26 protein-coding genes are annotated in these 26,483 nt (G+C 47.2%); 17 read left to right on the top strand and 9 right to left on the bottom strand.

Annotated elements, in window-relative coordinates; translation table 11 throughout:
• Nucleotides 1-17 precede the first annotated feature (17 nt).
• From aspA to MHH76_RS20565, 3 genes are all read left to right on the top strand, one after another.
• Nucleotides 18-1,445, top strand: a complete 1,428-nt coding sequence (aspA, locus tag MHH76_RS20575; protein WP_020453441.1) for an aspartate ammonia-lyase — start codon at nucleotides 18-20, stop codon at nucleotides 1,443-1,445.
• A 242-nt stretch (nucleotides 1,446-1,687) separates the two neighbouring features.
• Nucleotides 1,688-3,085 (top strand): Na+/H+ antiporter NhaC, encoded by a 1,398-nt coding sequence (gene nhaC, locus MHH76_RS20570; RefSeq protein ID WP_020453440.1) that lies wholly within the window; start codon nucleotides 1,688-1,690, stop codon nucleotides 3,083-3,085.
• 34 nt (nucleotides 3,086-3,119) lie between these two features.
• Nucleotides 3,120-4,451, top strand: a complete 1,332-nt coding sequence (locus MHH76_RS20565) for a malic enzyme-like NAD(P)-binding protein (protein WP_020453439.1) — start codon at nucleotides 3,120-3,122, stop codon at nucleotides 4,449-4,451.
• A 17-nt stretch (nucleotides 4,452-4,468) separates the two neighbouring features.
• On the opposite strand, the gene MHH76_RS20560 is transcribed toward MHH76_RS20565, so the two are convergent.
• From MHH76_RS20560 to MHH76_RS20550, 3 genes are all read right to left on the bottom strand, one after another.
• Nucleotides 4,469-4,858 carry a DUF1259 domain-containing protein gene (locus tag MHH76_RS20560; RefSeq protein ID WP_023856940.1) on the bottom strand — a complete coding sequence of 130 codons (390 nt, stop codon included), beginning with the start codon at nucleotides 4,856-4,858 and terminating at the stop codon, nucleotides 4,469-4,471.
• An 84-nt stretch (nucleotides 4,859-4,942) separates the two neighbouring features.
• Nucleotides 4,943-5,731, bottom strand: a complete 789-nt coding sequence (locus MHH76_RS20555) for a formate/nitrite transporter family protein (RefSeq protein WP_020453437.1) — start codon at nucleotides 5,729-5,731, stop codon at nucleotides 4,943-4,945.
• A 163-nt stretch (nucleotides 5,732-5,894) separates the two neighbouring features.
• Nucleotides 5,895-6,236, bottom strand: a complete 342-nt coding sequence (locus MHH76_RS20550) for a hypothetical protein (RefSeq protein WP_155121659.1) — start codon at nucleotides 6,234-6,236, stop codon at nucleotides 5,895-5,897.
• Between the two features lie 284 nt (nucleotides 6,237-6,520).
• Between MHH76_RS20550 and MHH76_RS20545 the strand changes: the two genes are divergently transcribed.
• The 5 genes from MHH76_RS20545 to MHH76_RS20525 all read left to right on the top strand — a co-directional run bounded on the left by MHH76_RS20545 (nucleotide 6,521) and on the right by MHH76_RS20525 (nucleotide 13,419).
• On the top strand, nucleotides 6,521-7,927 hold the full coding sequence (locus MHH76_RS20545) for a cytochrome ubiquinol oxidase subunit I (RefSeq protein WP_020453436.1): 1,407 nt from the start codon (nucleotides 6,521-6,523) through the stop codon (nucleotides 7,925-7,927).
• The gene (gene cydB, locus MHH76_RS20540; protein ID WP_020453435.1) at nucleotides 7,914-8,930 is read left to right on the top strand and encodes a cytochrome d ubiquinol oxidase subunit II; all 1,017 of its coding nucleotides are present in this window, start codon (nucleotides 7,914-7,916) and stop codon (nucleotides 8,928-8,930) included. The genes MHH76_RS20545 and cydB overlap by 14 nt, the downstream gene beginning before the upstream one ends.
• Nucleotides 8,930-10,654 (top strand): thiol reductant ABC exporter subunit CydD, encoded by a 1,725-nt coding sequence (gene cydD / locus MHH76_RS20535; protein ID WP_023856942.1) that lies wholly within the window; start codon nucleotides 8,930-8,932, stop codon nucleotides 10,652-10,654. The genes cydB and cydD overlap by 1 nt, the downstream gene beginning before the upstream one ends.
• Entirely contained in the window at nucleotides 10,651-12,402 is a 1,752-nt protein-coding gene (cydC, locus tag MHH76_RS20530) for a thiol reductant ABC exporter subunit CydC (RefSeq protein ID WP_023856943.1), read from the top strand. Before cydD ends, cydC begins: the two co-directional genes overlap by 4 nt.
• Before the next feature lie 165 nt (nucleotides 12,403-12,567).
• The gene (locus MHH76_RS20525) at nucleotides 12,568-13,419 is read left to right on the top strand and encodes an NAD(P)H-hydrate dehydratase (RefSeq protein ID WP_020453432.1); all 852 of its coding nucleotides are present in this window, start codon (nucleotides 12,568-12,570) and stop codon (nucleotides 13,417-13,419) included.
• A gap of 37 nt (nucleotides 13,420-13,456) precedes the next feature.
• Here MHH76_RS20525 and MHH76_RS20520 read toward each other — a convergent pair whose 3' ends face one another.
• The 4 genes from MHH76_RS20520 to katA all read right to left on the bottom strand — a co-directional run bounded on the left by MHH76_RS20520 (nucleotide 13,457) and on the right by katA (nucleotide 17,767).
• Entirely contained in the window at nucleotides 13,457-14,482 is a 1,026-nt protein-coding gene (locus tag MHH76_RS20520; RefSeq protein ID WP_023856944.1) for a pectate lyase, read from the bottom strand.
• A gap of 333 nt (nucleotides 14,483-14,815) precedes the next feature.
• Nucleotides 14,816-15,769, bottom strand: coding sequence for a ferrochelatase (gene hemH, locus MHH76_RS20515; RefSeq protein WP_023856945.1), 954 nt, complete (start codon nucleotides 15,767-15,769; stop codon nucleotides 14,816-14,818).
• A gap of 6 nt (nucleotides 15,770-15,775) precedes the next feature.
• Complete coding sequence (locus MHH76_RS20510) at nucleotides 15,776-16,192, bottom strand: Fur family transcriptional regulator (RefSeq protein ID WP_020453429.1); 417 nt, start codon at nucleotides 16,190-16,192, stop codon at nucleotides 15,776-15,778.
• A 117-nt stretch (nucleotides 16,193-16,309) separates the two neighbouring features.
• Nucleotides 16,310-17,767: a catalase KatA gene (katA, locus tag MHH76_RS20505; RefSeq protein WP_023856947.1), complete on the bottom strand. Its 1,458-nt coding sequence runs from the start codon at nucleotides 17,765-17,767 to the stop codon at nucleotides 16,310-16,312.
• A gap of 184 nt (nucleotides 17,768-17,951) precedes the next feature.
• Here katA and MHH76_RS20500 point away from each other — a divergent pair, with 184 nt between their 5' ends.
• Nucleotides 17,952-19,550 (top strand): catalase, encoded by a 1,599-nt coding sequence (locus MHH76_RS20500; RefSeq protein WP_020453426.1) that lies wholly within the window; start codon nucleotides 17,952-17,954, stop codon nucleotides 19,548-19,550.
• Nucleotides 19,551-19,856: 306 nt separating this feature from the next.
• On the top strand, nucleotides 19,857-20,288 hold the full coding sequence (locus MHH76_RS20495) for a hypothetical protein (protein WP_020453425.1): 432 nt from the start codon (nucleotides 19,857-19,859) through the stop codon (nucleotides 20,286-20,288).
• Nucleotides 20,289-20,307: 19 nt separating this feature from the next.
• Here MHH76_RS20495 and MHH76_RS20490 read toward each other — a convergent pair whose 3' ends face one another.
• A complete protein-coding gene (locus MHH76_RS20490; RefSeq protein ID WP_020453424.1) occupies nucleotides 20,308-21,519 on the bottom strand; it encodes an MFS transporter in 1,212 nt (403 codons plus the stop codon).
• A 153-nt stretch (nucleotides 21,520-21,672) separates the two neighbouring features.
• On the opposite strand from MHH76_RS20490, the gene sigY reads away from it, so the two are divergent.
• The 7 genes from sigY to MHH76_RS20455 all read left to right on the top strand — a co-directional run bounded on the left by sigY (nucleotide 21,673) and on the right by MHH76_RS20455 (nucleotide 25,953).
• Nucleotides 21,673-22,206 carry an RNA polymerase sigma factor SigY gene (gene sigY / locus MHH76_RS20485; RefSeq protein ID WP_023856948.1) on the top strand — a complete coding sequence of 178 codons (534 nt, stop codon included), beginning with the start codon at nucleotides 21,673-21,675 and terminating at the stop codon, nucleotides 22,204-22,206.
• A complete protein-coding gene (locus MHH76_RS20480; RefSeq protein ID WP_020453422.1) occupies nucleotides 22,203-22,526 on the top strand; it encodes a YxlC family protein in 324 nt (107 codons plus the stop codon). Before sigY ends, MHH76_RS20480 begins: the two co-directional genes overlap by 4 nt.
• Complete coding sequence (locus MHH76_RS20475; protein ID WP_020453421.1) at nucleotides 22,527-22,745, top strand: hypothetical protein; 219 nt, start codon at nucleotides 22,527-22,529, stop codon at nucleotides 22,743-22,745.
• A complete protein-coding gene (locus MHH76_RS20470; RefSeq protein ID WP_020453420.1) occupies nucleotides 22,742-22,954 on the top strand; it encodes a PLD nuclease N-terminal domain-containing protein in 213 nt (70 codons plus the stop codon). The genes MHH76_RS20475 and MHH76_RS20470 overlap by 4 nt, the downstream gene beginning before the upstream one ends.
• Nucleotides 22,954-23,841 carry an ABC transporter ATP-binding protein gene (locus tag MHH76_RS20465; protein WP_020453419.1) on the top strand — a complete coding sequence of 296 codons (888 nt, stop codon included), beginning with the start codon at nucleotides 22,954-22,956 and terminating at the stop codon, nucleotides 23,839-23,841. Before MHH76_RS20470 ends, MHH76_RS20465 begins: the two co-directional genes overlap by 1 nt.
• Complete coding sequence (locus MHH76_RS20460; RefSeq protein ID WP_020453418.1) at nucleotides 23,838-24,614, top strand: ABC transporter permease subunit; 777 nt, start codon at nucleotides 23,838-23,840, stop codon at nucleotides 24,612-24,614. Before MHH76_RS20465 ends, MHH76_RS20460 begins: the two co-directional genes overlap by 4 nt.
• A 109-nt stretch (nucleotides 24,615-24,723) precedes the next feature.
• Nucleotides 24,724-25,953 carry a multidrug effflux MFS transporter gene (locus MHH76_RS20455; protein ID WP_020453417.1) on the top strand — a complete coding sequence of 410 codons (1,230 nt, stop codon included), beginning with the start codon at nucleotides 24,724-24,726 and terminating at the stop codon, nucleotides 25,951-25,953.
• Nucleotides 25,954-25,993: 40 nt separating this feature from the next.
• Here the strand turns inward: MHH76_RS20455 and bslB are convergent, their stop codons facing one another.
• A complete protein-coding gene (bslB, locus tag MHH76_RS20450; protein ID WP_023856950.1) occupies nucleotides 25,994-26,467 on the bottom strand; it encodes a biofilm surface layer hydrophobin BslB in 474 nt (157 codons plus the stop codon).
• Nucleotides 26,468-26,483 lie beyond the last annotated feature (16 nt).

Genomic DNA, 26,483 nt, shown 5'->3' with positions numbered 1-26,483 from the left:
GAAAGCAGGGTTAAAAAATGAAAACTGAAATGACATACCGGACGGAAAAGGATTTTCTCGGAGAAAAAAAGATTCCGGCCGATGTCTACTACGGTATTCAGACATTGCGGGCAGCGGAGAACTTTCCAATTACAGGATATAAAATCCACGAAGAAATGATCAAAGCGCTGGCAGTGGTGAAAAAAGCGGCCGCGCTTGCCAACATGGAGACAAAACGTCTTTATAAAGGCCTTGGAGATGCCATTGTCCAAGCCGCTGATGAGATCCTTGAAGGAAAGCTGCACGATCAATTCATCGTTGATCCGATTCAAGGCGGCGCAGGAACTTCAATGAATATGAACGCGAACGAAGTCATCGGAAACCGTGCACTTGAACTGCTCGGCCACAACAAAGGCGAGTATATTCACCTGAGTCCGAATACGCACGTCAACATGTCTCAATCGACAAACGACGTATTCCCGACGGCGATTCACATTTCAACGCTCAAGCAGCTGGAAAAGCTGCTGGACACAATGGAATACATGCTTGACGCGTTTAAGAAAAAAGCGCGCGACTTTGACCACGTCATTAAAATGGGCCGCACACATCTTCAAGACGCAGTGCCGATCCGCCTTGGGCAGGAATTTGAAGCTTACAGCCGCGTGATTGAACGCGACATCAAACGGATTAAACAATCGCGTCAGCATCTGTATGAAGTCAATATGGGCGCTACCGCGGTTGGAACGGGATTGAACGCGGATCCGCGCTATATTGAAAATGTTGTCAAGCACTTGGCTGAGATCAGCGGTCTTCCGCTAGTCGGCGCTGACCATCTGGTGGATGCGACGCAAAATACGGACGCGTACACTGAAGTTTCGGCTGCATTAAAAGTATGCATGATGAACATGTCGAAAATCGCCAACGACCTTCGGTTGATGGCATCAGGTCCGCGTGCAGGACTTGCTGAGATTTCTCTTCCGGCAAGACAGCCGGGTTCATCCATCATGCCGGGGAAAGTCAATCCGGTTATGGCCGAGCTGATCAACCAAATCGCATTCCAAGTCATCGGAAACGACAATACGATTTGTCTCGCTTCTGAAGCCGGACAGCTCGAACTGAATGTGATGGAGCCAGTGCTCGTCTTTAATCTCCTGCAGTCCATCAGCATCATGAACAACGGATTCCGTTCGTTTACCGATCACTGTGTAGCAGGAATCGAAGCGAATGAAAAACGCTTAAAGGCATATGTAGAAAAAAGCGCAGGCGTCATTACTGCGGTCAACCCGCATCTTGGCTACGAAGCAGCTGCAAGAATTGCAAGAGAAGCGATTTTAACAGGGCAATCCGTCCGCGATCTCTGTCTTCAAAACGATGTGTTGACAGAAGAAGAGCTTGATCTGATTTTGAATCCTTATGAAATGACAAAACCGGGGATTGCCGGGGCTGAACTTTTAAATCGGGATTAAGCTGAAAAAACAGTACGCGAAAACACTCTGAAGCATTTTACCGGGATAGAAACACAGAGTGTTTTCGCTTTCCTTCAATAACTTTATGAAGAGAAAGGACAACAGCGGTGAAGTGGTACCGCGTCAGCCTTTTTCGTGGTATACTGTTCGTTGTTAGTTAAATTTTTAAGAAAAAATTGAAGCAGATTGCTATTTTTATGTAGCTTATTTTGAAAGCGTTTCAATAATAAGGGGGATTTAGGTTGAAAACAGCACGGTTGCCATCAATGTTGGAAATCATTTGTGTATTAGGTGCATTTTTAGCGATAGTTTGTTCATTTACAGTCAAATTTGATCTGCCGATTCAGCTGGCATTGTTTATTTCATGGTTTTTAGTGATTTTGCTCGGTCTGCGCCTGGGGCACCGGTATGAAGATTTGCAAAAATCGATTACAAACGGAATTTCAAACGGACTCGAAGCGATATTGATCCTGATTGCCGTCGGCGCTCTGATCGGTACATGGATAGCCGGCGGTGTTGTGCCGACTTTGATTTATTACGGGCTTGAGTTTATCCATCCGAGCATATTCCTGCTTGCCACGCTCATTATTTGTTCGATCACCTCTGTGGCCACAGGTACGTCTTGGGGTACTGTAGGAACGGCCGGGATCGCCATGATGGCAATCGGTGAAGGGCTGGGGCTACCGCTTCCGCTTGTAGCCGGAGCCGTGCTGTCCGGCGCCTATTTCGGAGATAAATTATCACCGCTTTCCGATAGTACAGTGCTTGCGTCATCCCTTTCAAAGGTCGAAGTGATTACCCATGTCAGAGCGATGTTGTATTTGTCGGTTCCCGCCTATTTGATCACGGCGGTGTTGTTCACCATTACCGGATTTATTTACGGTAGTAAAAATGTCGATTTGCAGAAAGTCGAATTTTTGAAAACTTCTTTGCAAAACACGTTTGATATTCATATTTGGATGCTTGTTCCGGCTGTTATCGTTATCGTTCTTTTGGCCATGAGAAAGCCGTCTGTGCCGACGATCGCGATCGGCGCACTTTTGGGGGCGATCTGGGCTGCGGTCTTCCAAGGCATGAATTTTGCGGATGCACTTGGTACGGCATACAACGGCTTTTCCATCGACACCGGGATCAAATTTATGGACGAGCTCTTAAACCGCGGAGGAATTCAAGGCATGCTCGGTTCGGTCGTCGTTATCATTCTCGGTCTGGGCTTTGGCGGCCTTTTGGAGCACTTAGGCGTTCTAAAAGTGATCGTGTCCAAATTCCAGCAAAAGCTGACTTCTGCCGGCAACGTCACATTCTCGACGATTATCGTCGCTTTCCTGGCGAATGTGTTCGGCTGCGCGATGTACGTCTCGCTCATTTTAACACCGAAAATTATGGAGAAAAGCTATGACAAGCTCGGAATTGACCGGAGGGTGCTCTCCAGAAACGCGGAAGTCGGCGGTACGATGACGTCAGGCATGGTGCCGTGGTCAGACAACGGTATATATATGGCGGGGATTCTCGGCGTGTCAACCTTCTCTTATCTGCCGTTCATGTGGCTGAGCTTTGTTTCAATCGGCCTTGCGATTTTGTACGGATACACAGGTAAATTTATTTGGTACACCGATAAAAAAGACTCGCCGGTTCAGTAGCCGATTTTAAAACAATTGATGGAGGTATTCTGTTATGAATGGCAACAATATTATTCGGAATTTGATGCTGGAAATCCCTTCAGCACCAGGAAACCTTGGAAAGGTGACAACGGCGATCGGCCTTGCCGGCGGTGATATCGGAGAGGTTGAAACGATCAAGGTGGGGCCGAATTATACGATGCGGAACATTACGGTTCAAGTTGAGCATGAAGAACAGCTTACCGAGATCCTTGAAGTGATCCGCAACTTAAAAGAAGGCATCCATCTTCATACCGTTTCAGACGACGTACTGGCTGCCCATGAAGGCGGCAAGATCCGCGTGAAAAGCAAGATGCCGATCCGCTCGCTCGCTGATCTGCGGCGGGTGTATACGCCGGGTGTCGCGAATGTGTGCGAGCTTATTAAAGAAGAGCCGCAAAAAGCGAATATCTATACAGGCATCGGCAATTCGGTTGCAATTGTAACGGACGGTACGGCCATCCTAGGCTTGGGAGACATTGGGCCTGTGGCGGGAATGCCTGTTATGGAAGGGAAGGCCGCGCTTTTCGACCAGCTTGCAGACATCAGCGGAGTTCCGATTCTGCTTGATACGAATGATCCTGACGAAATCGTGCGGACGGTTAAAAACATTGCGCCCGGATTTAGCGGTATTTTGCTTGAAGACATCGGTTCACCGCATTGTTTTGAAATCGAAGAGCGCCTGAAAAACGACCTGAATATTCCGGTCATGCATGACGACCAGCACGGTACTGCGGTGGTGACACTGGCGGCCGCCATTTCAGCCGCCAAGAGTGCAGGGGTCGATCTGAAGCAGGCCCATGTCGGCCAAATCGGCCTGGGTGCGGCAGGGGTCGCGATCTGCAGAATGTTTATGGCATATGGGGTAAAACGTGTCATCGGAACGGATAAATCGCTTGAGGCGATGGCGCGTTTAGAGAACTATGGCGGCCATGCGGCTGAAAGCATCGAAGAATTGATGGAAAGCTGCGATATCATCGTCGCGACAACCGGCGTTCCGGGATTGATCAATAAGAAATGGGTTCGGGAAGGCCAGGTGATTTTGGCTCTGTCCAATCCGAAGCCGGAGATTGAGCCTGAGGATGCGCTTGAGGCCGGGGCAGCCTACGCTGCGGATGGACGGTCTGTCAACAATGTGCTGGGGTTCCCCGGTATTTTCAGGGGCGTGTTAAATGCCGGAGCGGAATCGATCAGCCACCCAATGCTGGTCGCGGCCGCCGAAGCGATCGCATCCTGCACAAAACAAGGCGATCTTGTGCCTGATCCGCTGAATCCTGATGTTCACGAGATTGTGGCCAAAGCAGTCGAAAGGGTCGCACTTTCAGAAATGGGAAAAATGAACGGATAAAGAAAACAGCTGCTGCTTTATCGCAATACGGATAAAGCGGCAGCTGTTTTTCTTGCGAATGTTAACGGCGGTTCTACAGATTGAAAATGAATATATAAAATATTCGGTTTTGTAAAAATCCAATGATTGTGGAGAGCGCTGATGATGATGCCTTGATCGACAAGCTTTTTTGTAAACAACGGAATTTCTTCAGGCAAAATGGCAACTTCGGCCATATTCAAGGCGATTCCGTTTTGATCGAGCGACTCGAACATGACTTCTTCCATGCCGACTCCACGGCTTGGCCTTCCTTGAATCGTGACGCGCAAATTCCGTTTGATGCTGACAGAACAGACACCGTGTTCAATGTGCGGCTCCCAATTTAAAATATGTCCAAACTGCTGGCAAAGCGAATGAAAACTTTGCATCTGCTGAACCTCCATTTTTAAAGTTACCACGATTTTATGAAGGGAACCTGCATATTTAGAATCCTTTAAAAATGGACAATCTTTTTATTTGATGATTTCTTCACCGCCCGGCTTGTTTGCATAGTGGTACATGAAGCCCATCATAAACGCGCCTCCGATCAGGTTCCCGAGGGTTACCGGAATCAAGTTATGGATTGCGCCTGCAATCGAAATCGTATCCGGATGCTCGGTGACCAGAGAGACGGCAAAAGTGGCCATGTTCGCGATGCTGTGTTCATAACCGGAAATAAAGAAAGTAAAAACAAACAGCATCATAGAGAACATTTTCGCTCCGTCTCCTTTTTGCGCCATCGGAACAAAGAACGCAAGGCAGACTAGCCAGTTACACAAAATCGCTTTGAAAAACAATTCGGTCACCGGCGTATTCATTTTATGTTCCGCCACGCTAAGTATAAAGCCGGTGGAAGAAGGATCCTTAAATAAACCGGTCGCAAAGATGAGGCCTGCGAAAAACACGGCGCCCATTAAATTTCCTGCATAGCTGAACATCCACAGCTTGATAACAGCGGGCCAACGCATTTTTTTACGAAGCGCAGCCAATGTATAATAAAATGTATTTCCCGTAAATAAATCTCCTCCGCCATAGACGATCAGAATGATGGCGCCCCCGAATGTGATTGCTGCAATTGGATATGTGAACGGAGAATGTTCAACATAAAATAGATTCCCCGTTTTAAACGCTACAATGACTCCGAACCCGATAAACATACTGGCCAGCATAGCTCGTAAAAGATAACGAAGCGGGCTTTGCATAAAGATGCTTTGCTTTTTTAAGGCAAGCTCTTCGACTAGAACAAGTGATTTTGATTCCATGTTTTCCACCACCATCAAGTGTTTACTTAAGAAGTATCTATCATAAATACAAACTAAGTATAGCAGGATATTGTGAAACATTTCACAAATTTTGTGTATTTTGTTTGAACAAATGTATGGTTCGATTTTCATAGAATAAACAGGGTATCGTTATTGTTTATTTTCAAGTAATAAATATTCCATCCATTCGTAAAAGCCTGAGGGAGCGATGTTTCAAAAATAGCTCGACAGGGAGGGATACGGCAGCAAGCAGGTAAATGCGCAGTGTAATCAGCAAGTGCTGCATGAAGGCATAGATGAAGGACGTGCGCAAAAGGCTGAGGGAAGATTTCACAGATTGGACAAAATAGCAGGACTTTCCGTCAGGCGTTTTCAAGCTGAAGGAAAGCGCCGAATTTGTTTGATTGCATATAACGGTATTCTTTTGATCCGCAAGGCTTTGCGCAGAGAATCGCAATCGTTGAATGACGAAATGCTCCGCGGGAATGAGGGGCATTTTTCTCATGCTGATTTAGTTCTTGTTAACCACAGTGTCACAAAATAGCTATAATTTCTTCGGATAATTGTCACAATGACATCCATAAATTAGGGAATATGTACTTTATTTAAGAAGGGATTCGCGGTAAAGTACAGGTATAAATAACCATCCGGATAATAACGGAACATCAATGTGGGCCAAGGTCACCCTTTTGTCTGTGATCATATTCATAAGATTCATGTGAAACTTTGAGCAAGGGTGATGCCATTCGGCAACGGTCCGGCTAGAACAAAGAGGAGGAGACTGGAACAGTGGACGAACTCATTTTGGCAAGATTTCAATTTGCTTCAACAACGATCTTTCACTTTATTTTTGTGCCGATGTCAATCGGGCTTGTCTTTATGGTTGCTTTAATGGAAACTCTATACGTCGTAAAGAAAAAAGACATTTACAGAACGATGGCTAAATTTTGGGGGCACTTATTTTTAATTAATTTTGCAGTCGGTGTGGTCACCGGGATTCTACAGGAATTTCAGTTCGGAATGAACTGGTCGGAGTACTCCCGCTTTGTCGGTGATGTATTCGGCGCTCCGCTCGCGGTGGAGGCGCTGCTTGCTTTCTTTATGGAATCGACGTTTATCGGTTTGTGGATATTTGGCTGGGACCGGCTTCCGAAGAAGATTCATTTGCTGTCCATCTGGCTTGTTTCGCTTGGAACGATCATGTCGGCGTTTTGGATTTTAGCGGCCAACTCGTTTATGCAGGAGCCTGTCGGATTCGCGATCAAAAACGGCCGCGCGGAAATGACCGATTTCTTTGCGATTATTAAAAATCCGCAGCTATGGGTTGAATTTCCGCACGTCATTTTCGGTGCGCTTGCCACCGGAGCGTTTTTCATTGCCGGTGTCAGCGCGTATAAAATGCTGAAAAAACAGGAATTGCTCTTTTTTAAAAAATCCTTTCAAATCGCGATGATTGTGGCGCTTGTTTCCGGCATCGGCGTAGCGTTCAGCGGTCATGAGCAGGCCCAGCATCTGATGAAGAGCCAGCCGATGAAAATGGCTGCCAGCGAAGCGCTTTGGGATGACAGCGGCGATCCTGCAGCTTGGACGGTGCTTGCGAACATTGACGCGGACAAGCAGGAAAACAAATCAGAGCTCAGCATCCCGTATGCGCTCAGCTATTTGGCTTATAAACAATTCAGCGGCGATGTGCCCGGAATGAAGACGCTGCAAAAGCAATATGAAGAAAAATACGGAGAAGGAAATTATATTCCGCCGGTGAAAACGACGTTCTGGAGCTTCAGAATCATGGCCGGTTCAGGACTTTTAATGATCGTTGCCGCTTTGACTGGCCTCTATCTCAGCTTCCGTAAAAGACTTGAAACAAGCAAATGGTTTTTGCGGACGATGGTGGCTTTAATCGCCTTTCCATTCATTGCAAATACGGCGGGGTGGATCATGACTGAAATCGGACGCCAGCCGTGGACGGTGTTCGGTATTTTGACAACGGCGCAGTCCGTGTCGCCGAACGTATCAGCGGGAATGCTGCTGTTTTCCGTCATCGCGTTTACAGCGATTTATCTTGTACTGGCGCTCGTTCTTGTCTACTTGTTTGTGCGGGAGATTAAAAAAGGGGCTGCACACCATGACCACCATCATGACGATTCCGTATCGACAGACCCGTTTGATCAGGAGGTTTACCATGGTATCTCTTAATGAACTTTGGTTTATATTAGTCGCTGTGCTGTTCATCGGTTTTTTCTTTCTTGAAGGTTTTGATTTCGGCGTCGGAATGGCGACCCGGTTTCTCGGGCGCAACGAGCTTGAACGGAGGGTGATGATCAATACGATCGGCCCTTTCTGGGATGCCAATGAAGTCTGGCTGCTGACTGGGGGAGGCGCGATTTTCGCGGCTTTTCCAAACTGGTATGCCACGATGTTCAGCGGATATTACATTCCGTTTGTCTTTGTTCTTCTTGCATTGATCGGACGCGGAGTCGCGTTTGAATTTAGAGGGAAAGTCGAAACCGCAAAATGGAAGAAAACATGGGATTGGGTCGTATTCTTCGGCAGCATTCTGCCCCCGTTTTTGTTCGGTGTTTTATTTACCAGTATTTTGCGCGGTATGCCGATTGATGCCGATATGAATCTGCACGCCGGTTTTACTGACTATGTGAACGTCTATTCCGTAACAGGGGGAGTCACCGTTACACTTCTCTGCCTGCTGCACGGCCTGATCTTTATTACGTTGAGAACGGAAGCCGATTTGCGCGACCGGGCAAGACAGCTGGCTAAAAAAGTCGTATTCGCCGTTTTGGCGGCGCTTGTTGCCTTTGTTGCTTTATCCATTTTTGAAACGGACTTGTTCACGGGCAGGGGACATGTGACGATACCTCTTGCGGCTCTGATTGTCGTTTGTTATGTGCTGTCGATCGTATTTATGAAACAAAAACGCGACGGCTGGACATTTGCTATGACAGGGGCTGGGATCGCCCTCACAGTGGCGACGATTTTCACTGCGCTGTTCCCGCGCGTCATGATCAGCTCGGTCAAAAGCGCATATGATTTAACGGTTTATAATGCTTCATCAGGAGACTATTCTTTAAAAGTGATGACGATCGTCGCGCTGTCACTGCTTCCGTTCGTGCTGGGCTATCAGATCTGGAGCTACTATGTTTTTCGAAAACGGGTCAGCAGTAAGGAGCCAATGATTTATTAATGGGAAAAGATCTTTTGCAATATAAAGGAATGAAGCGAATTCTTGCAGCACTCACCGTACTGACATGCATGCAGGGCGCAGCTATTATCATGCAGGCCGAATGGCTTGCTGAAGCGGTGACCCGCCTTTTTAACGGCGAGCGGGTCGGTTCGCTTGTTCCGCTGATCATCTTATTTACCGCCGCTTTTTTATTCCGCCATGCCGTGACCCTTGTCAGGCAAAGGCTGATTTTTGATTATGCCGCCAAGACGGGGGCCGACCTGCGGAAAAAGTTTTTGGAGAAGCTTTTCCAATCCGGCCCCGGACTGGCGAGAAAAGAAGGAACAGGTCACGTCGTCACACTCGCGATGGAAGGAATTGCGCAGTTTCGCCGCTATTTGGAGCTGTTTTTGCCAAAAATGATCAGCATGGCTGTTATACCGCCGGCGGTTGTCTGTTATGTCTTTTTTAAAGACACATCCTCCGCTGCAGTCTTAATGATTACGCTGCCGATTTTAATCGCATTTATGATCCTTCTCGGCTATGCGGCAAAGAGAAAAGCGGACAGCCAGTGGAAGACGTATGAGATGCTTTCAAATCATTTTACTGATTCCTTGCGCGGCCTGGAAACATTGAAAGTGCTGGGCATGAGCCGTTCACATACGAAGAATATTTTTCATGTGAGCGAACGGTACAGGAAAGCGACGATGGGCACGCTTAAAATTGCCTTTCTGTCTTCGTTTGCACTGGATTTTTTCACCATGCTGTCCGTGGCAACCGTAGCCGTTTTTCTCGGTCTCGGTCTTGTTGACGGCACTATCATACTGGAGCCGGCGCTAGCCATTCTGATTCTTGCGCCTGAGTTTTTTCTCCCTGTCCGGGAAGTCGGCAATGACTATCATGCTACGTTGAACGGACGGGAAGCCGGTAAAGCGATCAAGGCGATATTGGAGTCGCCCGGTTTCAAGGATGAGGCGCCTTTGGATCTTGAGCGATGGTCAGACAACGATCAAATCGAGTTCAAGGATGTAGAGGTGCGGCATGATGAGGAGGAAAACTCCTCATTATCCGGCATTTCTCTATCGTTTAAAGGAAAGAAAAAAATCGGAATCATCGGAGAAAGCGGTGCCGGAAAATCTACGCTTATCGATGTGCTCGGCGGTTTCTTGGAAACGAAAAGCGGCGTGATCAAAGTCGGGGGAAAAGAGAGGACGCATTTGCAGACAGACAGCTGGCAAAATCAGCTCCTGTATATTCCGCAGCATCCCTATATCTTTCCGGATACGCTCGGAGCCAATATCCGTTTTTATCATCCCGGCGCTTCTGACGAAGAAGTTGAACAGGCAGCAAGAGCCGCCGGGCTGACGGAGCTGATTGATCAGCTTCCGTCCGGCTTAGAGGAGCGGATCGGTGAAGGCGGGAGGGCATTAAGCGGCGGACAGGCGCAGCGCACAGCCGTTGCCCGGGCTTTCCTAGGCAACCGTCCGATTCTCCTTTTAGATGAGCCGACCGCTCACTTGGATATCGAAACAGAATACGAATTGAAAAAAACGATGCTGAAATTGTTTGAAGACAAGCTGGTTTTTATGGCAACTCATCGTCTTCACTGGATGCTTGATATGGATGAAATTATCGTGCTGAAGAATGGACAGGTGGCTGAAACCGGTACACATCAAGAATTGATTGAAAAGCGGGGCGTTTATTACGAGCTTGTGCAGGCGCAGTCGTTTGGAGGTGCATCATGAACAATGAAGACGGGTGGATTCTGCCCTATATCAAGAAAAATATAAGGCTTTTGATCATTGTCGTGTTGCTTGGCGGATTGACGGCATGCTCGGCTGCAGCTCTCATGTTTACCTCCGGTTATTTAATATCCAAAGCGGCTACGCGTCCGGAAAATGTTTTGATGATTTATGTCCCGATCGTAGCGGTCCGCACCTTCGGGATTCTGCGCTCGGTGTCGCGCTATGTTGAGCGATTGACCGGACACCATATCATCTTGAAAATTTTATCCGATATGCGCGTCAGGCTTTACAGGATGCTGGAACCTCAAGCTTTAAAATGGCGTGAACGCTTTCGGACGGGGGATATGCTCGGCATTTTGGCCGACGATGTTGAGCATTTGCAGGACATGTATTTGAGAACGGTATTTCCCGGGCTGTCGGCGCTTCTTTTATATGGCGTATTCATCACTGCTATTGGCTTTTTTTCATGGCCTTTTGCAGGGCTGATCGCGATCTATGCAGCGGTTTTCGTGTTTCTTGTTCCGCTTGTTTCCCTGCTTGTGACAAGGGCGAAAAATGTTGCGCTGAAAAGAGGACGAAGCCTCTTGTACCGTCAGCTGACAGACGCGGTCATGGGCGTGAGCGACTGGGTGTTCAGCGGCCGGCAAAACGACTTCGTCCATGCGTATGAAGCGGCAGAGCAGGAATGGCTGGCGATCGAAAAGAAACGGATGCGCTTCAGTCGTTGGAGGGACTTTGCCATGCAATGCCTGGCGGCAGGACTTGTTCTTCTGATGTTAATATGGGCGGGCGGACAAAGCGCGGAAGGCGCCCTGGCTCCTGTGTTTATTGCAGCGTTTGTCCTTGTTGTGTTTCCTTTGACAGAAGCTTTCTTTCCGCTTTCAGACGCAGCGGCGTCAATCCCTGAGTATCAGGATTCTTTAGAAAGAATGGACGGGCTTGAGCCGCCGAAAAGGGAAGAAATTGGAGGCGCTGTTCAGCAGGAACGGGCGGAGGCTGTAGGTTTGGACGATGTCACGCTTCGCTTTGAAGATGTTTGTTTTTCTTATGAAGAAGGCCATCCGGTGTTGGACGGTGTTTCATTTATATTAAAGCAGGGGGAAAAGACCGCTTTGCTCGGGCCGAGCGGCGCTGGTAAATCGACGATCTTGTCGTTAATACAAGGGGCGCTCGCTCCTTCTAAAGGAAACATTACATTGAACGGCATTTCTGTGCAGTCTCTTCAGGGAGAAATCTCACGCGCAGTCTCCGTTTTTAATCAGCAGCCGCATCTGTTTGATACGACGGTTTTGAATAATATCAGGCTCGGAAACCCTGACGCGAGCGATGAGGACGTGTATTGGGCGGCGCGCCAGGTGAAGCTTCACGATTATATTCAGTCTCTACCCGAAGGATATCATACATCTGTTCAGGAAACGGGCATTCGTTTTTCAGGCGGAGAACGTCAGCGGATTGCATTGGCGCGGATTCTGCTGCAGAATGCGCCAATCGTTGTATTGGATGAACCGACTATAGGTCTTGATCCTAAAACAGAGAAAGAGCTTCTATCAACGATGTTTCAAGTGCTTGATGGAAAGACGGTTCTATGGATTACACACCATTTGGCAGGAGCCGAAGCGGCCGACCGGATTCTGTTTTTAGACAAAGGGAAGCTTGCAATGGCAGGGAGCCATCAGCAGCTTTTGGAAAACAATCCGCGCTATTCAAGACTTTATCGTCTGGATGCGCCTGTCGGCCGGCTTTCTTAGTAGAAAACCGCAAAAGACAGCTTCAAGTCGAGAAGCTGTCTTTTTTTATATGGCCCGCTCATCAACTGCTTTTATTTTGCATGTTAAAGAGCGGTGAAGGGTATGATTCAGTTAGTATTTAATTAAACGTTTGTTTAAACTTTGTATTGAAAGGTGTGATCCGGGATGTCTGCAGAACAATTGCCGATATGGACGAAAGACTGTGTGAAGGGCTCATTGCCGAAAAGGGGGAATGGAAGTCATAAAGGAACTTATGGAACCGGCCTTTTGCTCGCGGGAAGCGATGATATGCCGGGAGCGGCTCTCCTTGCAGGAATTGGGGCGATGCGGAGCGGTCTTGGAAAGCTTGTCATCGGAACGTGCGGAAGTGCCATTCCGTTGATCGTCCCCGTTCTCCCTGAAGCGACGTATTGGCGGGACGGCTTAGAAAAGGCGGCGTCCGGCGAGATTGCCGAACCTTACCGGGCGATTGCGATCGGGCCGGGGCTGCCGCCTTCGCAAATGACTGAGCAAGCGGTCCGGAATGTATTGACGAAAGACTGCCCGGTTGTCCTTGATGCGGGTGCTCTTTCAAAACGAACGTATCAAGAAAGGGAAGCACCGGTGATATTAACGCCGCATCCGGGGGAATTTTCGAAAATGACAGGCTTGTCCATTCAAGAAATTGAGACGAACCGGGCCGGTTATGCTCGAGATTATGCAGAGGAACACGGTGTTACTCTTGTATTGAAAGGCAATGAAACGATCATTGCTTTCCCGGATGGCAAGTGCTGGAGGAATGTAACGGGAAACGGGGCGCTGGCAAAGGGAGGAACCGGAGATACGTTAACCGGGATGCTTCTCGGAATGCTGTGCTGTCATGAGAATCCGAGAGAAGCGGTGTTGAATGCTGTCCACCTGCATGGCGCATGTGCTGATGCATGGACAAAGACCAGATCGGCCCATACGCTTCTCGCACATGAACTTTCCGATCTGCTGCCTACGGTTTGGAAAGCGTATGAGGATGGAAATGAGTGAAACGCTCGGAATGCCTCCGAACGTTTCACCTCAAAGTTTATGGATTGACTTTGCCGACTCCGGCATTTTGTTTGATGATTGATTTTACATTGTCGACATTGTCGAGTGAGTAGCTGTATGGCGGATTATAGGTTGTAGTAGAGGTAGTCGGCATGCTGCCCCTGGAGTTTATAAATTTGTTGTTGGATACATGCCAATAGCCTGGTGAACTGCTGTACCAAGAGACAATTGGATCTTTGGCGTTTTCAAAAAGGTTGTTCTCAATTTTGATACGTGCGCCCATTCTCGAATTAATTCCGCTGTCGATGATCTTATTGAAATAGTTGTTGTAAATGTGGCCCTCTCCGAAACGGAATGACGGCACCCGCGAATTCAGATTTTCGAACCAGTTATGGTGGAATGTAATCGTCCGGTTGTAATTGTCGCTGTCCGATGAGCCCATCAGCATGGATTTCCAGCCATCGTGCACATAGTTCCAAGAGAATGTAATATATTCGGCGTCTCTTTTGACGTCAAATAATCCGTCATAGTAATCTTTGTCAACGTTCAGGCTGTGGTAAAGCTCGTTATGATCAACCCAAATGTTTTTAGAAGGGCCTTCAATGCCGATCGCGTCTTTATCGCCGGAAGCTACTTCGTGAATTTTTAAGTTGCGGATGATGATGTTGTTGGCGCGCCATACTTTAATGCCGATGCCTTTGAGTTCGCCTTTGGTCCCTGACCCGACAATCGATACGTTTGACACGTCTTTGACGTCAATCTTTGATGCGGATGTATTTGAGGTTGTAATAGTGCCGTTGACATAAATTTTTAATGGCGTATTTGCATTCTTATTTTTTAATGCCGCAATGAGCTGATCTCCCGTTGTTACGGTTACCGTCTGACCGCCTTCTCCGCCTGTTGTTCCGCCGTTTAGTGTCGCGAAGCCTTTTAAGCTGAAATCGGCAAGCGGATTTACTTTGCCCGAGCTTAACGAAGAAGCTGCTTCTGCCGAAACCGCCGCTGTCAAAGACCCGATAACCCCTAATACAAAGATAAAGATGATGCTGATTAATTTCTTCACATTCATTCCTCCTATTCTTTTTTCATGCCGCCGCTATATAGGAAGCGCTTACAATTACGGCGGATGCCAAGTGATGGACACTGATGATCCCTCCCTTTTATTGGAATCAGAGAGAGCATAGCATACGTTTCTGAATAATCTGAATAATCATGATGTGAGTTGGATTTGCGCATAAGCTGGTGATTATGCCAAATGACACGAATCTGAGAATAAGCGCATTTAGTTGAAGGTCTTTCATCATAATGGTGCAAAAAAAAGAATCTATGGAAATGAATAGCCATAGATTCTGCTTCTAAATCATGTTTTCTTCAGTTTTTCATTTTTCGGAGCGATTTACAGTCCCGCTTTCTCCTGTTCTGTGCTGTTGTATGTTCGCTCAACGACTGCGGCAAGCGTATCAATGAAGCGCGGATCGGTGTTCGGCATAGGCGGACGGTGATAGCTTGCGCCAAGCTCGTCCGTAACCGCTTTACACTCATAGTCGTTGTCATACAGCACTTCCAAGTGGTCAGAGACAAATCCGACCGGTGCGTAAATAAATGACCGGAAGCCTTCCTGATACAGTTCTTTTGTTAAGTCTTGGACATCCGGACCAAGCCACGGATCGGGTGTGTTGCCCTCACTTTGCCAGCCTACGGCGATCTGGTCAAACGACAGTTGTTCTCCGATTAGTTGGGCCGTTTTCTCGAGTTGATCCGGGTATGGATCTCCATGCTCCTTGATTTTTTCCGGCAGGCTGTGTGCTGAGCATACAAGAACCGCTTTTTTTCGTTCTTTTTCAGACATGCCGTTTAAAATGCTGCCGATTTCTTCAGACCAATAGCGAATAAAGCCTTCTTCCTGATACCATTCGTCAATCGATGCGATCCGGGGGCCGCCGATTGCTGCTGCGGCCTGTTTGGCGCGCCGATTGTATACTTCGGTACTGAAGGTGGAATAGTGGGGAGCTAAGACGACGGAAACGGCCGCTTCAATTTGGTCTTTTTTCATTTGTTCAACCGCATCCTCGATAAACGGAGAGATGTGTTTTAAGCCGGGATACATCACGTATTCGACCTCATCTTGGCGCTCGTTCAACGCTTTTTCCAGCTCTTTTGCCTGAGCGAGCGTAATTTCCGCGAGCGGAGAGATTCCGCCGATATGCTTGTAGCGTTTTTTCAAGTCTTCAATCATATCATCGGACGGCCGTTTTCCATGACGGATATGCGTGTAATACGGAATGATATCTTCTTCCTGATAAGGGGTTCCGTATGCCATGACTAACAGGCCGACTTTTTTTCGGTTCATATGTCTTCACCTCTGCTGCTGTTCTTGGCATGTTGTACAGATTCCGTAAATCCCTAAATAATGCGAGTTCACTTTAAAGTTCGTCAATTGTGCTGCTGCATGCTCAACCTCTTTGAGGTGAGGATAGTCCAGATCAGCGATTTTTCCGCATGATTTACAGACAACATGATAGTGCTCTGATGTAAATAATTCATATTTGCTTTTTGCGTCTCCATGGGACAGCTCTTTTAAAATGCCGAGCTTCACAAATAATTTCAAGTTGCTGTAGATTGTCGGGAGACTCATGTACGGCAATTCCCGGTGAATGTCTTCCGCCGATGGGTGGCCGCCCAGAGAAGCGATCGTTTTTAAAATCAGGACGCGCTGAGCCGTTATTCGTAAACCCCGCTTCTTTAAGAAAGGGACGAGCTGTTCGTCTTCCACACGTAACATCCCCTGTCGTTCTTTGATTAAGGTCAGGCACCCGCATGCTTAAGAAGACGGGTGCCTGTACCTGAGAAAATGAGAATATTCATTGAGAATGATTGAAATGATTTAGCCTTAAACTTCCTGCGGAACGGACAAGCCCAATCCTTCGGCAACTCGTGTGCCGTACTCCGGATCTGCTTTATAGAAATGCTGAATTTGCCGAAGCTTGATTTCGTCTTTTGTCACCTGCTTCATCGAACCTACGATATTGCTGACAAGACGAGTCCGCTCTTCTTCGCTCAAGAGGCGGTAAAGATCGCCAGCCTGTGTGTAGTGGTCGTTATGGTCGTAAGAAGTGCTGTCCGCCGAACCTGACACCGGATAAGCCGTTGTTTTGTTTTCAGGAGATTCCTGAGGGCCTCCGAAGCTGTTCGGTTCATAGTAGACAGAGCCCCCGCCGTTTGAATCAAAGCGCATTTGTCCGTCTCTTTGATAATTATGGACGTCCGCTTTCGGACGGTTGATCGGCAGGCTGTTATGGTTTGCGCCGACGCGGTAGCGGTGCGCATCCGCATATGCGAACAGGCGTCCCTGGAGCATTTTGTCGGGAGACGGTTCAATGCCGGGCACCAATGTTCCAGGGGAGAATGTAGCTTGTTCAACCTCTGCGAAATAGTTTTCCGGATTGCGGTTTAGAACCATGCGGCCGACTTCAATCAGCGGATAATCTTTTTGCGACCATACTTTTGTAACATCGAACGGATCAAAACGGTACGTATCCGCATCCTCCAGCGGCATGATTTGAACGTACAGCTTCCATGCCGGGAAGTCTCCTTTTTCAATCGCCTCATACAAGTCCTGTGTATGATAATCGGGGTTTTCACCTGCAATCTTTGTCCCCACTTCTTCGGTCAGGTTTTTAATGCCTTGTTCTGTTTTGAAGTGGTATTTGATCCAGACGCCTTCTCCTTCGGCATTCACCCATTTGAATGTGTGGGAACCGAAACCGTGCATGTGCCGGTAAGTGGCGGGGATGCCTCTGTCAGACATCAGGATGGTCACCTGGTGAAGGGACTCTGGAGACAATGACCAAAAATCCCATACGGCATCCGGGTTTTTCAAATGTGTGACCGGATGGCGCTTTTGTGTATGAATGAAATCAGGGAATTTAATCGCATCGCGAATAAAGAAAACAGGTGTGTTGTTTCCGACGAGATCATAGTTCCCTTCCTCTGTATAAAATTTAACAGCAAATCCGCGCGGGTCGCGGACGGAATCGGCTGAACCGTTTTCGCCTGCAACAGTGGAAAAACGGACGAATAATGGTGTGCGTTTTCCGACTTCTGATAAAAATTTGGCTTTTGTATATTTGGAAACGTCATTTGTGACTTCAAAGTAACCGTGCGCACCGGCGCCTTTTGCATGCACAACTCGTTCAGGCACACGCTCTCTGTTGAAGTGGGCGAGCTTTTCGAGCAAGTGGACGTCCTGAATCAGCGTCGGTCCGCGTGAACCAGCTGTCATTGAGTTTTGGTTGTCTCCAACGGGAGCGCCCCAGCTGGTTGTTAGGTTGTTTTTATTTGTCGTCATCAAAGGATCACCTCGCGTAAATTTTAATTACAAAACAATGATAACATTTCTCAAGAAAAAAACAATATTTATTTATAATAATTATAAAGAAAAATTCATTATCGTTGATTAAATATATTAAAACTGAATAACTCCCTTCATTTGGGATAAGTTATTATTAATTCCAAATAAAGGAGGTACGGAGATGGATCAGCATTCAAACGAGCAGAAATCTGACATGGAGACGGATGAGACGTTAACGAACCGGCAGGGCCACCCGATCACAAACAATCAGCATATCAGGACCGTGGGCAACCGGGGGCCTTCCACATTGGAGAACTATGATTTCTTGGAGAAGATCAGCCACTTTGACAGGGAGAGGGTTCCCGAACGGGTCGTCCATGCCAGGGGAGCCGGAGCGCACGGCTATTTTGAAGCTTATGGAACAGCAGGCGATGAGCCGGTCTCAAAATATACGAGAGCAAAACTGTTTCAGGAAAAAGGGAAGAGGACCCCGGTGTTTGTCCGTTTTTCGACGGTGACCCACGGGATATCTTCACCGGAAACGCTTCGCGATCCCCGCGGATTTGCCGTTAAGTTTTACACGGAGGACGGGAACTGGGATCTAGTCGGAAACAACTTGAAGATCTTCTTTATCCGCGATGCGGTGAAGTTTCCTGATTTAATCCATGCATTTAAGCCGGACCCGGTTACGAATTTGCAGGATGGCGAAAGAATCTTTGACTTCATTTCCAACACGCCTGAAGCCATGCACATGATCACATTTTTGTTTTCTCCTTGGGGCATTCCGGCAAACTACCGGCAGATGCAGGGGTCCGGTGTCAACACGTACAAATGGGTAAACCAAGAAGGAGAAGCCGTCCTTGTGAAGTATCACTGGGAACCGAAGCAGGGCATAAAAAACTTGACGCAAAAAGAGGCGGAAGAAATTCAGGCGAAGAACTTCAATCACGCTACACAGGATTTATACGAAGCGATTGAGCGGGGAGACTATCCCGAGTGGGAGTTGTTCGTTCAAATCATGAGCGATGATGAGCATCCTGAACTCGATTTTGATCCGCTTGACGATACGAAGCTATGGCCTGAGGAGCAATTTCCTTGGCTTCCTGTCGGCAAAATGGTATTAAACAAAAATCCCGAAGACTACTTTACAGAAGTCGAGCAAGCGGCATTTGGAACAGGGGTTCTTGTCGACGGACTTGATTTTTCCGATGACAAAATGCTTCAGGGACGTACGTTTTCCTACTCTGATACACAGCGATACAGGGTAGGGGCCAACTATCTGCAGCTGCCGATCAATGCGCCGAAAAAAAGGGTGGCAACCAATCAGCGGGGCGGCCAGATGCAGTACAAGGTCGACTTAGGCAAAAATCAAAGCCCGCACATCAACTATGAACCTTCAACTATCAACGGGCTGAAAGAAGCGAAGCAGGACGGCAAAGAATATACACCGCATGTCGAAGGAAATCTGGTGCGCGAAAGTATCGAAAGGCAGAATAATTTCAAGCAGGCCGGGGACACGTACAGGCATTTCGAAGACTGGGAAAAGGACGAGCTGATTACGAATCTGGTCAATACACTTGCCCCCTGCGATCAAAGAATTCAAACGAAAATGATCGAGATGCTCAAGCAATGCGACAAGGAATATGGCAGCAGGGTCGAAGAAGGATTAAAAAACGCTTCCAGCCAAAATACATCCAGCCGGGAGCCGATCGGGGCAGAAGGCGCCGAAGATGCGCCGAGACAGGCGGAAGAAAAAGGCCATAGTGAAGATCCTTATTAAAGGATCTTCATTATCTATTCAAACTGATATTAAGATATGGATGCGCTTCAGCGTATCCTTTTTATTTTGGAATAATGGAGACAATCGGTTCAGCAGTGGAGGAAAAAGAAGAATACAGAAAGAGGTTTAGGGTGTTCGCTCCAATTTGTCGAGAAAATAACGAGCAAAAGAAGCTTATCCCCGCTTACTCCCTTTAACCAATATTTCCCTATATTCAACAAATGTACAAATCCACAACAAAGAAGCAAACGGAAAATATGGTAAAATTAAACATGTATAAAGAGTTGAAAAAAAGGAGGAGTTTTCATGTTGAAAAAGTTGGCAGCGGTCGTTTTCATGTTGGGAATCATGCTTTGCGGTGCTGGCGGAACGTCTATTTTGGCATACGGAAAGTCAATTTCTCAGGAATCGATTCATCCCTACAGCACGGCCTATACAGATGTCAAGGTGGTTGGCAAAACAGTCCGCTTTTATATTAAAGGATTGGAGAGTCCGTTTAATCAGACTTATTATGAAAGAGTCGCATGGACAAGCACTGATGAGGAGCCTGATACATTAAAGGACAACATTTTATCTGTGAAAATACCGGCAAAAACGGGAAGCAGGTATGAGGCAAACTCAAGCGAAAGGCTTGAGCTGATCAGAGAAAAGGTCAATTCAGGTGATATGGTTTACGGATGGGCAAAAGCGCAGAATGGCAATTGGTATCCTGCCGGCTCTGCTAAAATATCTTATTGAGCAAGGCAAAAAGCAGGCATCATCCCCGCCTGCTTTTTGTACGTATCGAAAACTGCTTTGAAACGAGCATCACTCCTGCCCCTGCTAATGACAAAGCCCCGGCAAACCAAAAAACCTCCCGCAGCCCGAACAGTTCAGCCGTTTTTCCCGCCACAACCGGTCCGAGAAAAAAACCGAGCGCATAAAAAGATTGATAGAAACCCATCACAGACATTTTGAGCTGAGGCGTACCAAGCTGGACGACTTTGCTGACCAAAAGCGGAAAAATAAACCCCAATGTCAGTCCTGTCACGGCGTGGATCACACACACTGCGAAAAGGTTCTCGGCAAACGGCAGCAAGGAAAAGAAAACAGCCGTTATCACATAAGATATCCATATCAGTGCATCGGCGGCCTTTACTTTGTAAAAGATACACCACACGGAAGCCAGCGTTTGCGGAACAAAAAAAGCGCACATAATCCAAATCAGCTGCTTCTCATCAATGCCGACCGATTCCGCGTAAATCGGCGTGAACCCGAACACGGTCATAAATAGCACGGCATGGGCTAAAAACGATAATGTTGTAATCGCTTTTAAATTAGGAAGACGCAACGTCTGTTTAACATAGTCTGACAAAGCCATCCCTTTGGCCGTATGGCGGGGGCAGTTATCTTTAATGTAAAATGACAGAATCAGCCCGATGCACGAAACGGCAACACCGATCCAAAACGGAAACATCCAGCCGAACAAATGGACGAGGTATCCGCTGACAGCCATGCTGACAAATTGGGGGAGAACCGTTAAAAACTGCAGGATGCCCATCGCTTTTGACGATTGATCTTTTGTGAAATACTGCGAGTATAAAACGGTTGCCATCACCCACATCGCCGCAGTCATACCGGCGAGCAGCCTGGCCGTGATCACCATGATGAACGAATCGGACAACAGAAATATGCAGCAGCTCAACAGAGACATTGCAAAGCCGCTGATCAACAGCTGTTTTCTAAGCGGCGAAAGAACATCTGACAGGATGCCGAACGGAAACCGCAGTAATATCTGGGTGACGCCGTAGCTTCCGAGTATTATTCCTATCGCTGAATATGAAAATCCGATGTTGTCTAAATATAATCCGAAAACAGGGACATAGATGTATGTAGCAAACCAGAAACAAAAGACGGCACCCCAAAAGATGATATGATCTTTCCTTAAAATTTGTTTTTCTTCATAGACGATTTGTTTTTGCAGTTCCATCCCTTTTTACTCACACCCCTTTAAATTCCAGTACATCATAAACCCCGCTCGGAAAACAAGATGATTTTTTATCTTATTGAAATACAATTGAACGGTTTGCTTGCAGCCGTCGTCCTAGATACAGAGACAAAAAGAAAGGGGGTAGGCGTTTTAGTGGATCAAGCAGATGAAAAAGAACTGATCATACGGGCAAAAGACGGGGAAGATGAGGCTTTTACGATACTGTTTCAGCTTCACTATCCTTTTGTATATCAATATGTTCTGAAATTAACGCTGAACCCAGATCTCACAGAGGACTTGGTCCAGGAAACGATGCTGAAAGCGTATGTCAGCCTTCATCAGTTTCAAGGCAACGCGAAATTTTCAACATGGCTGATTTCAATTGCTTCCCGGCTGTTTATCGACCATCAGCGCCGGAAAAAACGCGAAAACCGCAAAACGCAAGCAGCAGGAGAGGAAGCCTTGCGAAAAATGAAATGGAAGTCTGCCCTTCACGGCCACGAATGGAGCGAATACTTGGAGCTTTTTGCTGCTCTTGAGCCAGAGTTCAGAATGCCAATCTTGTTAAGGCACTATTACGGGTTTACTTATCCTGAAGTGGCAAACATGCTGAAAATAAAAGAAGGTACCGTCAAATCGCGCGTGCATCATGGATTAAAGAAGATTCGAAAGGAGTGGGGACAGTGAACGACCGAGACGAAAAAGAAACGATTACACAGTTGAAACGCGAACTCGAAAGAATGGATGATACTTTTGTGCCGCCGGTTCCTCAAGTATTTGAACTGAATCAGCGTTTAGCGCGGTTTAAGCAAGAACGCAAGCGGGCGCTCAAAAAGGAATTGCTTTGTTTTATCGTCATGGCGCTGGTGATTTTATCGGCTTACTTGACGATTTCCGTTCAAGTGCCGGCTGTTTTTATCATGGTGCAGGGTGCGGCGCTTATATTTCTGCCGGCGCTCGCCTTATTAGAAAAAAGGCGGCGTGCGGCTGACGGGGAGGCTGATTAAATGAATCTTGATATGACTCAGGAAAAATTGATGCTGCTGCTTTACATTTCACCGCTTTTATTTGCGCAGAGTATCTTTCTATTTCTTAATGCGAAGAAAAAAGGAGCCAATGCGTGGTTTTGGGGCATATGGGGCTTGATCCAAACACCGATGCCTTTATTATTCTATTATTTATTTGTTGTAAGGCCGTTTCATAAGAAAAGGAGGCCGTCATCATGACTGAAACAGATATACCTTGGGCGCTGCTCGCTCCTTTCATTGTTCTGTATTTCATTTTAGCAGTGTCCGCATTGGTCAATTGCATCAAACAGGAGAAAACGAATGGCCCAAAGTGGATGTGGATTTTGATCATTTTCGGGATCAGTTTTGTCGGTCCCGTCTCTTACTTTATCATCGGTAAAAAAACATATGAGAGGAGGCGGGTGTGATGCTGTCCGTCAATGGTTTAACAAAAATGTATCAGCAGCACCAAGCTGTCCGAAATGTCAGCTTCGACCTTGAATATCAGCAATGCGTTGCCCTTCTCGGGCCGAACGGAGCGGGAAAAACGACGACATTGCAAATGCTTTCCGGTTTATTGGCGCCTACATCAGGAGGCATCCGCTTTTTGGGGAGGGAATCGATAAACAGGCTGGAAATCGGATATTTGCCTCAGCATCCTGCGTTTTTTTCATGGATGACAGCTTTGGAATATATGGTGTTTGCTGCAAGACTTTCTAAAATGAAACGTCGTGAAGCCCTGGAAAAGAGTCGAACCGCTTTGCGCTATGTCGGTCTGGAAAAGGAAGAAGACCGGAAAATCAGCGGTTTTTCAGGAGGAATGAAGCAAAGGCTCGGGCTTGCGCAGGCTTTGGTTCATGAGCCGAGCCTGTTGATTTTGGATGAACCTGTTTCTGCGCTCGATCCGGCGGGGCGGCGCGAAGTCCTTGATATGATGAAAGAATTAAAAAAGAAGATGACAATTCTATTTTCGACTCATGTGCTGCATGATGCCGAAGAGGTGTGCGATCAAGTGATCATGCTGAAAGAAGGGGCTGTCAAATGGTCAGGTCCGCTTCACAGATTGAAGAATCGGCATTTAAAGCCATCTTATATCCTGACAGCTGAAGAGAGCCTTGAAGGATGGCTGGAACACCTGCCTTATGTCAGCAAAGTCGTGTATCATAAGCCTTCACAAGCTGAATTTTATTTAACAGATCGGTCTGACAGCCGCCGGCTGTTAGCTGAATGCTTGAGCAGGCAAGTATCGATTGTTCGTTTTGAACAAAAAACGATGTCCTTGGAAGATATGTATTTGAAGGTGATGGGGCTATGAATTCATTTTTTATGTTATTTCAAAAAGAATGGACGGAAAGCTGGAGGGACGGAAAGCTGCTTTGGCTGCCAGTCATTTTGATCCTTCTGGGCTTGATTCAGCCGCTCACCCTGTATTATATGCCTCAGATTATCGATATGGCCGGGAATTTGCCTGAGGGAGCTGTGATCGACATACCAAAGCCGGGAAGTGAAGAGGTGATGGCGAGCACCTTGTCCCAGTTCGGCACGATTGGTACTGCAATTTTCGTTTTCAGTGTGATGGGCAGCATTGTCCACGAACGAAACCAAGGATCCCTTTCATTGGTGATGGCGAGACCTGTCAGCCCGCTGCAGTATATCGGCAGCAAGTGGCTTCAGCAGGTGCTGCTCGTATTGGTTTCGTTTGCTGTGAGCTACGGGTTAGCTTTTTATTATACAAACCTTCTATTCGGAAAGGTTGAATTTGACCGGTTCTTATTTAGCTTATTCGTGTACAGTATATGGATTGTATTTGTCATGTCGGTCACGATGTTTTTCGGTGCCCTGTTTCGTCATATCGGGGGGATTGCCGGCATGAGCATCAGTTCAATCGCCTTCGTTTCACTGGCGGGTTCCTTATTTCCCCGTTTTACCGAATGGATGCCTGATAAGGCGAAAAGCCAGGCTGACTATTTTATCATGCATGGTTCATGGGATAATGCTTTCGGCTGGATGGTGTTTTCGTCTTTGGGAATTGTGCTTCTTTTGTTCATGTGCACCGTTTTTGTTTTTAAAAGATATGAATCTTACTAATCAGCCGGGCTTGCCCGGTTTTTCTAATTGTTATCTTCATAGCTTAAGGTGTACAATACATTGAAAGGTTTCGAGGGCGTATTTCAAAATATAAAAAAGGAGTGATCCAATGGGTACGCTTAACAGCCAGGCAGATCTTGCGGCTCAGTCAAAAGCTAAGCCGAACAGGGTATGGATCGCTGTCATATTGGGTATTTTATCGGGAATCGGTCCGGTTGTGATCGATTTATATTTGCCCGGCCTTCCACAGATGGCATCTGATTTACATACGAATGCTTCCGTCGTTCAGCTCAGTTTAACATCGTGTTTACTGGGGCTGGCAATCGGCCAAATTGTCATCGGTCCTTTCAGCGATGTCCTTGGAAGAAGGCTCCCGCTGATCGTTTCGCTGTCCGTTTTTGCCGCGGCCTCATTTTTATGTGCTATGACATCCTCTGTATGGGTCTTGATTGCGATGCGCTTTATTCAAGGTGCAGCGGGTGCAGGCGGCATTGTCATATCACGCGCGATTGCCCGTGATCTATATTCTGGTACAGAATTGACAAAGTTCTTTTCGCTCTTGATGCTGGTTAACGGGATTGCGCCTATCATATCCCCGGTAGCGGGCGGCCAGCTGATGAAATGGACGACTTGGAACGGCGTATTTTTCATTATCGGCCTTTTTGGCTTGCTGATGATTTTGTCCGTGATATTCGGGGTGAAAGAGTCGCTGTCTCCGGAAAACCGCACGGCAGGCGGGTTCAAAGAGACGTTTGTATCATTTGGAAGGCTCTTCGGCCAGCGCACATTTATGGGATACGCTTTGGCGCAAGGGCTGATCGTAGCGGGGATGTTCGGCTATATATCTGCCTCTCCGTTTGTTTTGCAGGACATTTACAAATTGTCGGCGCAAGCCTTTAGTTTTTGTTTCGCATTAAACGGCTTGGGCATCATTATCGCAGCCCAGATTACGGGCAGGCTTGCCGGCCGGTTCGGCGAAGCTTCCCTTTTGCGGAGCGGTTTGCTGCTGTCTTTTACCGCAAGCGTTGTTTTATTTGTTTCTGTCTTTTTCAAAGCACCGCTGATTCTGATTTTAATTCCGCTGTTTGTCGTGGTTTCCTGCATCGGAATCGTGACGACGACCAGCGGATCCTTAGCGATGCAGAGCCAGGGAAAATCGGCCGGAAGCGCATCTGCGCTTTTAGGACTGCTTCCGTTTATTTTAGGAGCTGCCGCGGCGCCGCTCGTCGGTATTGGCGGAAGCCATACAGCTTTACCGATGGCAGTCGTCATTCTGTTTTGCAATATAAGCGCGCTCGCTTGTTTTAACATGCTGGTTCGGCGGGCAGCGCTTAAATGAAAAAAGCCTGCCGGTTCTTTTGCCGGCAGGCTGAAATGTTTTAGCGTGGCAGGATATCAACTGTAGCTTCAGCGTGGTTGTAGTTTCGTCCGAACTTTTGCAGCTCCGCAGTGACTCTGTGGGTTCCTGCGTTTGGAAGCGTTTTCCGAACCATGACCAGTTTGAACGCAGAAGAGCTGAAAGCATAAACCGGCACTCTGACGGTTTGCCCGTCATTTAAAATTTGTGTATAGTTCAGTGTTCTGCCGTTCAGCGAATCTCTTGTGTTCGCATGGAAGCGGTATGGAAAGTTAAATTCAACATAGCTTGCACCGACAAAAGAGTTCGGTTTGTAAGTGACTTCAATGTCTGAGGTTGTCCACTCTTTGTTGCTGTCAACCGTTTCGACATGAAGCGTCGGAGCGTTTCTGAAAAAAGTGGCGCTCGCTTCCTCCGTCGGAAGAATGAAAGAAAACAATGCTGCTGAAGTTAATAGCCCGACTCCCATTTTACCGATAAATTTACGTTTTAACATGTACTTCCCCCTCCTA

Source organism: Bacillus sp. FSL L8-0193, assembly GCF_037976065.1.
GTDB classification, from domain to species: Bacteria; Bacillota; Bacilli; order Bacillales; family Bacillaceae; genus Bacillus; species Bacillus paralicheniformis.
The sequence above is the reverse complement of the archived record's forward strand: the minus strand, read 5'-3'. Positions and strand labels throughout refer to the sequence as shown.

Coding starts and splice junctions, on each gene's coding strand:
- aspA (WP_020453441.1), top strand. CDS start 18: ATGAAAACTGAAATGACATACCGGACGGAAAAGGATTTTCTCGGAGAA.
- MHH76_RS20565 (WP_020453439.1), top strand. CDS start 3,120: ATGAATGGCAACAATATTATTCGGAATTTGATGCTGGAAATCCCTTCA.
- MHH76_RS20560 (WP_023856940.1), bottom strand. CDS start 4,858: ATGCAAAGTTTTCATTCGCTTTGCCAGCAGTTTGGACATATTTTAAAT.
- MHH76_RS20555 (WP_020453437.1), bottom strand. CDS start 5,731: ATGGAATCAAAATCACTTGTTCTAGTCGAAGAGCTTGCCTTAAAAAAG.
- MHH76_RS20550 (WP_155121659.1), bottom strand. CDS start 6,236: ATGAGAAAAATGCCCCTCATTCCCGCGGAGCATTTCGTCATTCAACGA.
- cydB (WP_020453435.1), top strand. CDS start 7,914: ATGGTATCTCTTAATGAACTTTGGTTTATATTAGTCGCTGTGCTGTTC.
- cydD (WP_023856942.1), top strand. CDS start 8,930: ATGGGAAAAGATCTTTTGCAATATAAAGGAATGAAGCGAATTCTTGCA.
- cydC (WP_023856943.1), top strand. CDS start 10,651: ATGAACAATGAAGACGGGTGGATTCTGCCCTATATCAAGAAAAATATA.
- MHH76_RS20525 (WP_020453432.1), top strand. CDS start 12,568: ATGTCTGCAGAACAATTGCCGATATGGACGAAAGACTGTGTGAAGGGC.
- hemH (WP_023856945.1), bottom strand. CDS start 15,769: ATGAACCGAAAAAAAGTCGGCCTGTTAGTCATGGCATACGGAACCCCT.
- katA (WP_023856947.1), bottom strand. CDS start 17,767: ATGACGACAAATAAAAACAACCTAACAACCAGCTGGGGCGCTCCCGTT.
- MHH76_RS20500 (WP_020453426.1), top strand. CDS start 17,952: ATGGATCAGCATTCAAACGAGCAGAAATCTGACATGGAGACGGATGAG.
- MHH76_RS20495 (WP_020453425.1), top strand. CDS start 19,857: ATGTTGAAAAAGTTGGCAGCGGTCGTTTTCATGTTGGGAATCATGCTT.
- MHH76_RS20490 (WP_020453424.1), bottom strand. CDS start 21,519: ATGGAACTGCAAAAACAAATCGTCTATGAAGAAAAACAAATTTTAAGG.
- MHH76_RS20475 (WP_020453421.1), top strand. CDS start 22,527: ATGAATCTTGATATGACTCAGGAAAAATTGATGCTGCTGCTTTACATT.
- MHH76_RS20470 (WP_020453420.1), top strand. CDS start 22,742: ATGACTGAAACAGATATACCTTGGGCGCTGCTCGCTCCTTTCATTGTT.
- MHH76_RS20465 (WP_020453419.1), top strand. CDS start 22,954: ATGCTGTCCGTCAATGGTTTAACAAAAATGTATCAGCAGCACCAAGCT.
- MHH76_RS20460 (WP_020453418.1), top strand. CDS start 23,838: ATGAATTCATTTTTTATGTTATTTCAAAAAGAATGGACGGAAAGCTGG.
- MHH76_RS20455 (WP_020453417.1), top strand. CDS start 24,724: ATGGGTACGCTTAACAGCCAGGCAGATCTTGCGGCTCAGTCAAAAGCT.
- bslB (WP_023856950.1), bottom strand. CDS start 26,467: ATGTTAAAACGTAAATTTATCGGTAAAATGGGAGTCGGGCTATTAACT.